The sequence below is a fragment of the Streptomyces sp. NPDC104581 genome (assembly GCF_055583685.1).
On the sequence record NZ_JBVJNN010000027.1, the window covers coordinates 1 to 12956 of the forward strand.

At 71.2% G+C, this 12956-nt stretch carries 9 protein-coding genes; 5 read left to right on the top strand and 4 right to left on the bottom strand.

Annotated features, from left to right (window positions below; all coding sequences use genetic code 11):
• Positions 1 to 196: 196 nt before the first annotated feature.
• Positions 197 to 955 (bottom strand): class F sortase, encoded by a 759-nt coding sequence (locus ACZ61E_RS21745; RefSeq protein ID WP_469701487.1) that lies wholly within the window; start codon positions 953 to 955, stop codon positions 197 to 199.
• A gap of 25 nt (positions 956 to 980) precedes the next feature.
• Entirely contained in the window at positions 981 to 1841 is an 861-nt protein-coding gene (locus ACZ61E_RS21750; RefSeq protein ID WP_469701488.1) for a hypothetical protein, read from the bottom strand.
• A gap of 254 nt (positions 1842 to 2095) precedes the next feature.
• Here ACZ61E_RS21750 and ACZ61E_RS21755 point away from each other — a divergent pair, with 254 nt between their 5' ends.
• On the top strand, positions 2096 to 2932 hold the full coding sequence (locus ACZ61E_RS21755) for an alpha/beta fold hydrolase (protein WP_469701489.1): 837 nt from the start codon (positions 2096 to 2098) through the stop codon (positions 2930 to 2932).
• Between the two features lie 397 nt (positions 2933 to 3329).
• On the opposite strand, the gene ACZ61E_RS21760 is transcribed toward ACZ61E_RS21755, so the two are convergent.
• Together ACZ61E_RS21760 and ACZ61E_RS21765 are read right to left on the bottom strand one after the other, a co-directional pair.
• Positions 3330 to 4451: a PP2C family protein-serine/threonine phosphatase gene (locus ACZ61E_RS21760; RefSeq protein WP_469701490.1), complete on the bottom strand. Its 1122-nt coding sequence runs from the start codon at positions 4449 to 4451 to the stop codon at positions 3330 to 3332.
• Between the two features lie 187 nt (positions 4452 to 4638).
• Positions 4639 to 4866: a hypothetical protein gene (locus ACZ61E_RS21765; RefSeq protein ID WP_469701491.1), complete on the bottom strand. Its 228-nt coding sequence runs from the start codon at positions 4864 to 4866 to the stop codon at positions 4639 to 4641.
• Between the two features lie 309 nt (positions 4867 to 5175).
• Between ACZ61E_RS21765 and ACZ61E_RS21770 the strand changes: the two genes are divergently transcribed.
• The 4 genes from ACZ61E_RS21770 to ACZ61E_RS21785 all read left to right on the top strand — a co-directional run bounded on the left by ACZ61E_RS21770 (position 5176) and on the right by ACZ61E_RS21785 (position 12918).
• Positions 5176 to 5349, top strand: a complete 174-nt coding sequence (locus ACZ61E_RS21770) for a CsbD family protein (protein ID WP_469701546.1) — start codon at positions 5176 to 5178, stop codon at positions 5347 to 5349.
• Positions 5350 to 5802: 453 nt separating this feature from the next.
• Positions 5803 to 9024: an NACHT domain-containing protein gene (locus ACZ61E_RS21775; RefSeq protein ID WP_469701492.1), complete on the top strand. Its 3222-nt coding sequence runs from the start codon at positions 5803 to 5805 to the stop codon at positions 9022 to 9024.
• A 226-nt stretch (positions 9025 to 9250) separates the two neighbouring features.
• Positions 9251 to 11317, top strand: a complete 2067-nt coding sequence (locus tag ACZ61E_RS21780) for an ATP-binding protein (RefSeq protein WP_469701493.1) — start codon at positions 9251 to 9253, stop codon at positions 11315 to 11317.
• Between the two features lie 11 nt (positions 11318 to 11328).
• Complete coding sequence (locus ACZ61E_RS21785; RefSeq protein WP_469701494.1) at positions 11329 to 12918, top strand: ABC transporter substrate-binding protein; 1590 nt, start codon at positions 11329 to 11331, stop codon at positions 12916 to 12918.
• Positions 12919 to 12956: the final 38 nt, after the last annotated feature.

The window sequence follows — 12956 nt, forward strand, 5'->3', positions numbered from 1 at the left end:
CCCCTCTCTCCCCCCGCGTGCACAAAAGACCCCCCCCCCCCCCCCTCCCCCCCCCCCCCCCCCCCCCCCCCCCCCCCCCCCCCGGGAGGGTTCATCCGGTGGGGGCTCCAGGTGTTGCCGCCTCGGTTGATCTCGGGCGGGCGACTGCGCCCTGAGGGACGTTTTCGGGGGGTGAGGTCAAACCGCCTTGTGTGCTTCAGCCCGTGCCCGGGACGGACTTGTGGCTGCCGGTGAGGGTGGCGTAGACGACTACGTTGTCGGCGTAACGGCGGTCGGCCTGGGAGTAGTCGCCGCCGCAGGTGATGAGGCGCAGTCCGGCGTGGTCGAGGTTGCGGTAGACCTCGACCGTGGGGAATTCGTCCTTCGGGTATGTCCGTACCCGGTCGACGGTGAATTCGGCCGTGGTGCCGTCCTTCCGCGCCACTTCGACCGTGTCGCCCGGGTCGATCCTGGCGAGGTCGAAGAAGACGGTGGGTTCACCGTCCCAGGTGACATGGCCGGCGATGACCGAGGGGCCGTTGGCGCCGGGGGTGGGGCCCGGGTGGTACCAGCCCGCCTTGTCGGGGTCCTTCGGTGTTTCCATCGCCTGGTTCTTGTCGAGTCCCAGGCGTTCCAGGGTGGAGTCCACCTCGAGCGAGGGGATCGTGACCCGTACGGGATCGGATGCGGGGAGGGCGGCGGCCTGGTTCTTCTCAGCCCGCGTCCCTGCCCCCGAGCCGGTGCCCGGCGTGGCGGGGCCGGTCGACGGCGGCGCCGAATCCGCTGTCGGCGGGCCGCCCTTGTCGACCGCGCGCGGCGGTACGGCCTGCTGCCGGCCGATCCCCAGGGCCAGCAGCAGACCGCCGACGGCGAGCAGCACGGATGTCACGGCGATCAGTGCCGTGCGGCGCCCCGGGCGTCGGCCGGGGCCCTGGCCCTGCGAACCGTCCGGGTTCCCGCCGGTCGGTTCGCTCACGACGGGCTCTCCGTCACTCATCGGTTCAGCCGCGCCGGTCGCTGTCCGCGGTCGCGGTGCGCGTGCGGCGGTTGACGGCGAAGAGCCCGCCCGCGAGGAGTACGGCCGCCGTGCCGCCGGCCAGCATGCCGGGCGCCTCGATGCCCGGTCCGCCGCCCGTGCCCGTCTCGACTCCGCCGACCGGCATGGAGCCGACGGCCGCGCCCTTGACCATGCCGCAGTTGGCGGGTGCGGTGGCCTCCTGCGGGAGCTTCGGGTCCAGCTCGCTCTTGCCGGCGCCGAAGTCGTACTCGCCGTCGTCGTTGCGGTCGATGCCGTGCTGCACGATGTGCAGGTCCTTGATGTGGTCCACGACGTCCTGCGAGACGTCGATCGTGCGCGAGTAGTTGAGCTTGCCGTCCTTGTCGGCGACCGGCATCCGGTCGACCGCGAGTCCGCTGTCCTTGGACGTGTCGCCCTTCGTCGTCAGGGAGATGTTGATGTCCCCGTACTGCGGCAGACCCTCGGCGGTGCTGACGATGCCGTCGCCGTCCTTGTCCGCACTCGCGTCGGGGCAGCGGAAGTCATGACCGTCGGTGGAGCCGTGGATGTGCTGGGCGTGCGGCTGGCCGGGGACCAGGCCGCTGGCCTCGATCTTCACCGTCAGCTTCCGGCCCTGGAAGCTGACGAGGGCGGCTCCGGTGGCGCCGGACTCGTTCAGCGATTCCAGATCGATCTGGTAAGCCTCGCCCTCTTTCGCCGAGGAATCGGCCACGGTCGAGTTGCCGCCGTGTCCGCTGTGCCCGCTCTCTGCGCCGCTCGCGAGCGCGGGCGTGGCCGCGGCGAGTGTGAGTGCGGCTGGCAGGGCGAGGAGGGCCGTGCAACTGGCTGCGCGCTGACGTATCACTGCGATGCATCTCCCTGGTGACGGTGAAGCTGCCGGTGTTGTTGTGCATTCGGTGACCTCCGTCACGCGGATTGGTCGGAGTCGCCATCGCGATGAAGGACATCCCCCGGAGCTCGGGTTCGCCCCTCCGAGATGTGGGGACTTCGGCGTCGAGCGCCTGGGCGCCACCGATGAGTTCTCCGCGCCGCGGGGGTCCTTCCGTCGGCGAGACACGCCACAGCAGTGCGGCCCCCAGATGAACCGGAGAGATGAATATGTCAGCAGCGCGAGAGCGGTCGGTCACAGTCGAAGCCAGTGTCGTCTCCGCGGACGGCACGACGATCGCGTTCGAACAGTCGGGCCGTGGTCCGGCCGTCATCCTGGTTGGCTCGGCACTGGCAGACCGCTCCGACACGACCAGACTCGCGGCTCTCCTCGCCCAGCACTTCACTGTGATCAACTACGACCGGCGCGGACGGGGTGCCAGCGGCGACGCCAACGCCTACGCCCCCGACCGCGAGGTCGAGGACATCGCCGCGCTGGTCGAACACGTCGGCGGTTCGGCGTCGCTGTTCGGCTCGTCGTCCGGAGCGGTCCTCGCCCTGCGCGCGGCCGCGGCCGGAGTTGACGTCGACCGCCTGGCTCTGTACGAGCCGCCGTTCGTGGTCGCCGAAGGCGACGACGGACCGCCCAAGGATCTCGCGCAGCAGATCACCGCGCTGCTTGCGGCAGGCAGGCGCGGCGACGCGGTCAAGTACTTCATGACCAGGGTGCAGGGCATGCCCGGCATCGCCGTCTTCTTCATGAGGCTCATGCCGAAGATGTGGGCGAACCTCGCCGGGCTGGCCGGCACCCTGCCCTACGACATCGCGGTCATGGGCGACACGCAGCAGGGCAAGCCGCTCAATGCCGGGGACTGGGAGGGGGTGAACGTACGCACCCGTGTGCTGACCGGTGGCAAGAGTCCGGCCGCGTTCCAACGCGCCGCCCTCGCCGTCACGGAGATCCTGCCGCAGGCCGACCACCGCACCCTGCCCGGACTCAACCATGGCGCCGTCGTCATGGCTCCGCGGAAAATCGCCCCGCGGATCACCGAGTTCATCAAGGGATGAGTCTGTCCCCCGAGCGGTTCGGCCCCCGCGACCACTGGTCGGAGTCGGGATGCCGGTGGCAGGTATGCGGACTGGGAGCACTCTCCGACTCGCTGCCCGGATGAGGGCAGAGAAGGGCACCTGACGGCTGCCTGCCCTGGTCAGGTGCCCTTTCCCGGTATCTGCACGGATCGCTGGACCCGCGCTGTCGTTACGGACGTCCACGCCGGTGTCCCGTGGCTGCGGCGCGCACCTGGGGCACACGGCGCTGAGGGGGCGGGCGTCTCGCGGGGACATGGTCAGCAGGTGATGGCGGGCGGGTGCTGTCGGTCGCCGGCGGCCTCGGCGGGGTCCGGCCAACGTCCTGCCGGGCGCCGCGTGGTTGACTCAGGGGCGTGCTCACTGGCGCCTTACCGGCTCAGGCGTGCGGTGAGCGGCGGACCGTCAGGAGCGCGACGTCGTCGTGGAGCCCTTCGGTTCCCGCGAAAGCGCGGGCGTCCTCGTACAAGGCCTGAGGCAGGTCGGTGGTGGAGATCCCCAGTTGACCCTCCAGGCGCTCGTCCAGAGGGTAGAACGCGCCGTCGGGGGCGCGGGCCTCGGTGAGGCCGTCGGTGGTCAGCAGCAGGGTCGAGCCGGCGGGGAACGTGAACCGGTCCACCGTCCCCGGTGCCGCGGCGAGTTCGGCGAGGCCGAGCGGGACCCCCGTTCCCAGCGGAGGTGTGATGACCGTGCCCTGGTACGTCAACTGTGGCGGGATGTGGCCGCAGTTGACGGCCTGGACCTCGGTGTGGGTGTCGAAATTCAGGACGAGCGCGGTGACGAACCGTGCGTCGTCGCCGGTCTGTTCGGCGTAGGAGTTGTGCCGTACGACCGCGGTGTCCAAGGCGTCCACCAGCGCGGTGAGGGTGGGTTCCCGGTGGGCTGCCTCCCGGAAGGCGCCGATGACGGCGAACGCGGCGCCGACGGCCGCCAGCCCCTTGCCCTGTACGTCTCCGATCAGCACGCGTGTACCCCACGGTGATGCCACGACGTCGTAGATGTCGCCGCCGATGAGCTTCTCCTCCTGAAGAGGCTCATACAAGCCGTTGACCATGACGTCTTCGGTGACGAGGGGGAGCGGGTGCAGGATGTGCCGCTGCATGGCGACGGCCGTGGAGCGCAGGCGCAGCATCTCGTGCTCCCGTGCGATACGCCGGTGGCAGGCGTACACGGAGGTGATCCCCAGCGCGAGGGTGAGCAGCACCAGCAGGGCGCGGTCGATCCAGCGCCCGCCGGTGGTGCCCCACGGCAGCACCGAGACGGTCACGACGAGGGTGGTCCACGCGGCGATCAGCCTCGTCTGGCGGACGGTGCACAGGGCCGAGGCCGTACCCGGCAGGAACACCAGCAGACCAAGGAGCCACACCGCCGACCCGGAAACGCGGGCGAGAACGACAACCAGGAAGGTCGCCGTCGCCACGCCCACCGCCGTCTGGACGTTGCCGGGCGGCTCGACGGCGCCAAGAGGATGATCGGCGCGCTTCCGCACGGCGCGGGCCATGGAATCTCCGTAGGTCGTCGGGTGGCGGACTGCTCAGGAACGATATCTCCGGATATTCCGGGTGCCCTCACCTCGTGCTCCGTCAGCGCGCCGGGTACCGGGCCGCCGCATACCGCGCCGCGCTCGGGAGCTCCGAGACGGACCGCGCCGACGCGCGGCTGCCGGCCTCCATGACCCTCGCGGGCGATCACCGTCCGGTCGTCGTCAACTCTCCGGCGGCCGAGGCGCTTCGGGCGGTGGCGCACACCCGCCGTTCTGCGGTGGGCGGCCGGGTGGTGGCCGTGCACGCACTGCGCGCGGCGCTCGTGCGCGCCTGGTCGGCGGCCATGACCGCGTGGCCGGCGAGCGTCGGTGGGCCGCGCAGCACCCAGACGCGCACGGTACCCGTGAACTCGCCCTCCCTCTGCCACTGCATGGCCTCCGGCACCCCGCTCCCGGCCGGAGCGGGACAGGCGGGCGGACCGCGGCACGTCCGAAGCTTCCCCCCGGGCCGTGGAGCCCCCACGTGGGAAGGGCGCCCGCGGACCCGCCCCGTTGCCCGGGACGACTTCGCATTGGCGCAGTGGGCGGTCGAGGATCGCGGTGGCGAGCTCCTTTCGGTGGTCCACACAGGACGGGTCACGCGGAGTCCGGCTGCGGTTCTTCTGGAGAGTTCACGTTTACGTGCCGTCGACGCGGTTACACGATTGGCGATAGATCAACCGACATGAGCGGGATGTGTGAGATGTCTGCTGACGAGAAGACTCAGGCCAAGACGGAGCAGGCCAAGGGCAAGGTCAAGAAGGCAGCCGGCCGCATTGTGGGCAACGAGAGGCTGACCGCGGAGGGCCGTGCCGAGGAGAGCAAAGGTGATGCGCGGCAGGCCAAGGAGAAGGCCAAGGACGCCCTCACCGACTGACCGTCGTTCCTGGCCCTGCGAGGGCGGGAGAAGGCCCCATGCATGGCCCGAGCAGGCGACCAGGACAGTGGTCTGCTCGGGCCGTCATTCATGTCTCAGCCGGCTCCGTGTACACGCTGCATGGGGTAAGGGGCGGCTCCACGCTCCCAGCCTGTGGCACCTGGAGCGTCTGCCGCACGACAAGGGCAAGCTCTCCCGCCTGGACTACGCGGCGCCCGCCCCTGGGGCGGGTGAAGAACCGCATCCGGACCACACCGATGGCCTGAGGGGTGTGACCGTCGGCTCCCGCCGCCGGGCGTGCGACGGCGCGCGTTCGTCGCGCGACCCGTGTGAGCCCTGACCGGCCGGGGTTCCCGCCGCTACGCTGAGTCCGGTACAGGGGTCCGCGGACCCCGCACGGCCGAACCGGCCCCCCAGAGGGGCGGTTGGGCGCGGGTGACGGAGGGGGCTGCTGTGGACGGCGGCGTGGTGGGGCTGCGGATCGCGTCCGCGGTGGTCGTACCGGTGGTCAAACGGCTGTTACTGCCGGCCGCCAAGGCGCCGGAGGCCGAGTTCGTCGACCGGCCCATCCCGATCCGCCGGATGGTGGCCTTCGGCCAGCAGCACCGCACCCTCAGCGACGACGATCTGCACAAGCTCGCCCGCGAGTTGGTGCGCCGGGCCGTCGGGGCCGCCGGGCCGCACGACCCGCCGGTGGGCGCCGACGAGCACGACGCCGTCGGCCAGGCCCTGACCCGCACCCTGCACGCGCTCGGCGATCTCGACATGGACGACGTCCACGCCTTCGGGCTCGGCCCCGAGCGGCTCGCCGCCGAACTGTCCCGGCGCGCGGGCCCCGACACCCGGCGCCTCCTCAGCGACGACGCGGCCCGCTTCCACGACCGGCTCCTGGAGACGGCCTGTGTGCATCTCGTACGTCTCTTCAGCCGGCAGCCGGGCTTCGCGGCCCGCGCCCAGATCGAGCAGAGCCGTGAACTGCGGGAACAGGGCGTCAAGTTGGACCGACTGCTGGACCGGCTGCCCGATCTCAGCCGCCAGGACACCGACTTCGAGGAGACGTATGCGCGCTACGTCGTCGAATGCCACGGCCGGCTCACGATCTACGGTGTCGACCTGCGTGAACCGGACGGCCAGGACTGGCCGTTGGAGTCCGCGTATCTGAGCCTGGAGGCCATGCCTTACCGGGGCGGCGCGGACCCGGTCCCCGTGCCGGGCGGCGAGGCGGGCGCCGACCGGGACGCGGAGAGCGAGCGGGGCGGTGGCCCCGCCGAGGCGCTGCTGGCCAGTCATGAGCGGGTGCTGCTGCGCGGAGTCGCCGGCACCGGCAAGACGACCCTCGTCCAGTGGCTGGCCCTCACCACCGCGCAGCAGGACCGGATCCCCGGCCGGCTGCCCCAGCTCTACGGGCGGGTGCCTTTCGTGCTGCCGCTGCGCGCGCTGGTACGCAAAGACGCCGAGCTGCCCATGCCCGAGGACTTCCTGCGCTGGATCGGCTGTCCGCTGGTGGGCACCGAGCCCGACGGCTGGGCGGCCCGGGTGCTCCAGCACGGGCGCGGCGTGCTGCTGATCGACGGGGCCGACGAGATCCCCAAGGGTGAGCGCGCCCGCGCCAGGGCCTGGCTCAAGAAGCTGATCGCTGTCTTCCCGGGCAATCTGTGGCTGCTCACCTCCCGTCCCTCGGCCCTCGACCGGGAGTGGCTGGCCCGCGAGGGCTTCCAGGAGTTCACGCTCACCCCGATGCGCCCCGCCGACATGCGGCAGTTCATCCGGCGCTGGCACACGGCCGCGCGGGCCGCGGAGGGGCTGGGCGAGTCGCTGACCCAGTCCCTGCGCAGCAGCCCGGAGTTGAGCCGGCTGGCGACCAACCCGCTGATGTGCGCGCTGATGTGCGCCCTGCACCGGGAGCGCCGTGGCTTTCTGCCGCAGGGCCGCGCCTCTCTGTACGAGGCGGCGCTGTCCATGCTCCTGGAGCGGCGTGACCTGGAGCGGGAGGTGTACGGGCGGGGCCACCGGCCCGAGTTGGACCAGAAGTCCGCGACGGAACCGCTCCAGCGGCTGGCGTACTGGCTGCTGCGCAACGAGCGCACCCAGCTGGAGCGGGCCGACGCGGTGGACGTGGTGCGCAGGCTGCAACCGTCCGTACCGCGTCTCGCCGAGGTCGGCACGCCGGAGGAGGCACTGCAGCTTCTGCTGGAGCGCTCGGGCCTGCTGCGTGAGCCCGCGACCGGGGCGGTGAGCTTCATCCACCGGACATTTCAGGACTTTCTCGGTGCGCGTGCGGTGCTGGAGGAGCGTGACATGGGCATGCTGGTGAACAACGCGCACGTGGACCAGTGGGAGGACGTGGTGCAGATGGCCGTCGCTCAGGCGAGACACCAGGAACGTGCCGATCTGCTGACCCGTCTCCGGGAGCGGGGCGACCGGGAGAAGGACGCGGCGGTGCAGGCCCGGTTGCGGCTGCTCGCCCTCGCCTCCCTCGAACAGGCCACCCGGCTGGAGCCGACGGTGCGCGAGGCGATCGAGGACCGGGCGGCGCGGATGCTGCCGCCGCGCAGTCTGCGCGAGGCCCGGTCGCTGGCCCAGACGGGGCCTTTGCTGCTCGGTCTGCTGCCCCGGGCGAAGGATCTTCAGGGGGACGAGGAGCTGGCCACCGTCCACGCCATATGCCAGATCGGCGGGGACGCGGCGATCCCCCGGCTGCGCGAGTTCCTGGGCACGGACCAGTCCACCGTGCGGGCTCAACTCCTCGATCACTGGGACCGGTTCGACACACTGGTGTACGCGGAGGAGATCGTACGGCCGCTGCTGGAGACCGGCCCGGACGAGGCCGTCACGGTGCGTTCGCCCGCCGAGCTGGACGCCCTGCGCACCATGTCCGGCTATCAACGCGTGAGTCTGCGCGGTGACTTCGACCCCGAGGAGATCCGCACCTCGCTGAACCCGCGCCGACTCCGTGAGCTGCGGTTGCACAACACCCTCCAACTGGAGGACCTGGAGCTGCTGTCCGTCTATCCCGAGCTGGAGACACTCGCGCTCCAGGGCTGCCGGAACGTCAAGGACCCGACGCCACTGACACGGTTGCCCCGGCTGCGACGGCTGGAGCTGCGGGATCTCCCACAGTTCGAGCCGCTGCTGAAGCTGACCGACTGTCCGGCGCTGGAAGGGCTGTTGGTGGGGGCGGAAGTGCCGTGGCGCGGGCTGTCCGATCTGCCGCGCGCCGCCGAACTGCGCGTGCTTTCGCTGCCGCCCGCTGCGGCGCAGCTCGCGGGGATCGTGCACTGCCGGGGGCTTGAGGAGCTGCGGCTCCAGGACGCGAGCGATCGCGTGACGCCCGACGAATGGGGCTCGCTGCTCGGTGAGTTGCCGGACCTGCGGCGGCTGACCCTGTCGCCGCAGCAGCTGAGCATGCTGCTGTTCGCGCCACGTACGGAGATCCCGCAGGTCACCCATCTGACGGTACGGGCCAGACCGGGCGCGCCGGTGCCTCTGCGGCGGATCGCCAGACGGCTGCCGGGACTTGAGGAGATTCATCTGTCCCAGGTCTCTGAGCTGGATCTGGGCTCACTGGCCGGGCTGCGCCGGCTCCGCCTGGTCCGGCTCTCCAACGTGGGTGAGATCCGCGGGTCGGACACTCTGCCCGACGGTGTCGAACTCGACATCCATCCGCGTCCCTGACACCGGCGCACCTCGTTCGGCGGCCAGTTACGCCGGATCCCAGCTGTCACAACCGGGTGACAGAGTGTGGTGTCTGCCTGGCGAGGAGGCTACCCGGGGGTTAAGTTCTTTGACTCAGGCTGAATTGACGGTCAATCAGCGGTTGGTGTCTCGGGGAAGCGGTGCCGCCCGGCTCCGGGCTCGTGGCTGCCGGTCAGCGACGGACGAAGGGGCGTGACACGACCACATGCGCTCATCGCACATGTCGCCGCTCCATGGCCGGGATCCACTGCTGCGCTCGCTCGTCCCGCGGCTGACCGGTCTGACATACGACGAGAGGTCCCGTACGCCCCGGGAGCCGCAGGGCGATCTGCCGGTCGTGCTGGTGACGGGTCAGCACGGCATGGGGCGGAGCGCCGTCCTGGCGGACCTCGCGGCGCACTACCGGGGCCGGCTCCCGCTGGCACATGTCAAGGTCGGGCCGGCTGAGTCGGGTACGCCGCCGTACGCCCCGGCCACGGGCGAGGCCGCCGGGGCATCGACCCTGGTGGGGGTTCTGGCGGAGCTGGTGTGCGCTCTCGCGCCCGACCTGCGGCGCCGCTTCCCGGTTCTGACGCCGGGGCTGTTCGCGGTATCCGGCTGGGACCGGGGCAACTCCGAGCGGCGGGACGCGACCTGTCTGCTGCACGCCCGGCTGCTGCTGGCGTGCCGGCTCGCCGGCGGGGACGAGCACACGCTGCGGCACACCTGGGCCACCGCCGTCGAGGGCCGGGTGGCGGGCGCGCCGACCGACGACGAGCGGTCGGACCGGGAGGCGGTGACGGGCGCGGTGGTGGCCGAGTACACGGAGCGGTACGGGCCGGCCACCGCCCGCGAGTGGTACGCGCGCCGCTTCCCGCCGGGCGCGGAGGGCCAGGATCCGTTGCCGCTGCTCGGGCAGTGGTTCCAACAGGGCGGAGACTACCGGGACTTCGCTGAGCAGACCCTGATGGCCGCCTTCCTGCACGATGTCACCGCCTCGTACGGCAGGCTCCAGCGGTGGAACCGCGAACCATGGCCGCTCGTGCTGCTCGACGACGCGCATCTGAACGCCGGCCGGGTCTTCCTGGATCTGCTCCTGAAGAACCGCGCGCTGCCCGAACGCCCCGACCACGAGGAGATCGTCGTGGTGGCGACCCGGCTCGGGGAACTGCCGGAGGAGGACGGCGCTGCGGTCGGGCGTGAGCTGCCCGACCTGGTGAAGTCGTCCGGCTGGGAGCGGAGGGGCCGCGCCCCGTCCGCCGGTCTGCTGGCCGTGCCGCTGCCGCCGCTGGGCCGCGACGACATCCTGCCGCTGCTGGTGCCGGACCGGCCGGCCAGGCCGCTCCACCCGTATCTGGCCTCCGCCGTGCACTCGCTGACCGGGGGGCATCCCGCGGCGACCACCGTGCTGTGCGCGGCGGTCCTCGACGCCACCCTGCGGGGCGCCGCCGTGGAACCGCGTGGGCTGCTGGAACTGACCACGAAGGACGGCCGCGCGGTGACCGAGGTGCTGCTGGAGCGGTTGCTGCCGGACCGGCGCCAGCGTGACCGGCTGACCCTGCTCTCCCTCGCCCGTGACAGCACGGCGGCGGAGGCGCTGGCGGCCCATCTGCGGTTCCAGGGGCCCGACCAGCTGCCCGCGAACTCGGCCACCGACTATCTCGAAGCGCAGCAGTGGCAGCGGCTCACCAGTCCCGATGAGCCGCTGGTCGCCGACGCGCTGTTGCAGACGCTGCTCGTCCACGAGGCCCGGCGTACCTCGCGGGCGGCCGACCCGGGCCGCAGCTGGCAGGAGATCCACCAGTTCCTGCGGATACACCACACCCAGCGCGGTGAGAGCGGGGAGGCGGACGCGCTGCGGCACACGCTCGCGGCCGGGAACGCCGAGAGGGTCGTCGCCACGCTGGCCGAGGAGTTCCAGTCGGAACAGGACGAACAGGCCGCCACGCACTGGGTGGTGTGCTTGCGGTACGCGGCGACGGCGCCCACCCCGCCGACGCCGCCCGACGGCGAGTGGACCGACGAGCGGACCGAGGTCGCGCTCGGCGCGCACGACGGCCGGTACGCGGAGCTGGACGACATCGAGCGCTGCGTCAACCGGCTGCTGCACGCTCTGTGGCACGTGTCTCAGCCGCACGCCGAGCCGGACCCCGACATGTGCCGGGCGATCGGCGAGGAGCTGGCGTACCTCTCGCCCCGGCACCGGTCCTGGCACGCGGTCCTGGGCCAGGCGGCCCGTAGCTGGCCCGTCGCGGCGCGCAAGAAGCGCCCGTTACCCGTCCCCGGTGAGTGAGGAGGAGAACGATGGTCCGGCTGCTGCGCCGCCACCCCCGTGAATGGGGTCCGGTCGACTGGCTCGCCGTCCTCGGTTTGGGTGCGCTGACGGCCGTCGTGATCACGGTCCTGATCAACCTCGCACGGGGTCCCGGCCCCTGCGGTGAGGATCTGGAAGAGATCGCCGGCGACTGTATCGGCGTCACCGCCGACGCCTTCGAGGCGGACCCGAAGATCGCGAGCCTCATCCGCGCGGTGGCGGACGAGAACGAACAGGTGCGCGAGGGCTGGGAGTCGCCGTCGAGCGGGCCCAAGATCCCGTACGTGCGGATCGCGTTGATGATGCCCTTCACCGCGGACAAGAACAGCGCCATGACGACGGACATGATCCGCCGGGGACTCGCCGGCGCGCTGGCGGCGCAGCGGCAGGCCAACGCGTTCGGCGGACCGCACTACCAGTTGCTGCTCGCACCCGACGGGCGGAATCTCGACCAGTGGAAGCCCGTGGTCGACCGGCTCGCCGAAATGGCCGGGGAGAGGAGCGCGCCGCTGGTCGGTGTGACGGGCATCCCGAGCAGTACGCCGCAGACGCGGGACACCATCCGGGCGCTGAGCAAGCTCAAGATCCCCACCGTCGGGCCGGTCATCACCTCGGCCGACATGAACTCCACGTACTTCTTCAAGACCTCGCCGAACAATGACCAGTTCGCCCGTGCGCTGAAGCTCTACCTGGACAGGAACCCGCAGGACCGCAAGGGCTTCCTGGTCTGGGACAAGCGTGATGAGGACGTCTACTCGAAGAATCTGCGCGCCGTGTTCGAGCAGCACTTCGACGGCACGTACGACCTGTCGAACCACAGCTCCAACTTCGTGGGCTCGTCCGGGACCGCCGAGGGCATTCCACAGAGGTTCACCGACGCCGTGCAGAAGATCTGCAACGAGAAGTCGGACACGGTCTTCTTCGCGGGCCGTGACCAGGACCTGCCGGCCTTCGTCGAGCGCCTCGCGCAGAAGGGCGACTGCGGTCGGACCTCGCAACTGCGGATCCTCAAGGTCGGCATAGGGCTGGAGCCCACCCTCACCGCGGACGCCGCGAAGCGGTGGCTGGAGGAAGCGCGCGCCACGATCGTCGACGCGTCCGCCGTCGACCCCGCCTGGTGGGCCGAGGGGACCGAGCCGAAGAAGGCACTCGGCCGGTTCCTGGACGCCTTCGGTGAGTTGGAGGCCGACCACGAGCTGGGTGAGAAGCCGCTGGACGACGGGTACGCCGTCATGTACTACGACGGTTTCACACTGCTCGCCGACGCGGTGGACCGGACGTTCACGGAAATCAACGAGAACGAGGACGACAGCCGGACGCGCGGGGGTCTGTACCTCCCGTCGAAGGACGACGTCTACCACACGCTCGTCATCCCCAGCATCTCCGGCAGTACGTGCACATCCTGTCTGGTGGGCGCCGCCGGGACGTACGGCTTCGAGGGCCCGGACGCGAACGACCAGTGGGCCGTGTGCAAGCCGGTTCCCGTCGTCGAGTTCCCGCCGCCACCGGGCGGCGGCGGGGACCCGCTGCCCGTCCATCGCACCTACCGGGGCGCGGAGACGGACGCCTGCCCGGCGTGATCCCGCGCCTCGTCCCGGGCGAATCGGACACCCCTGGG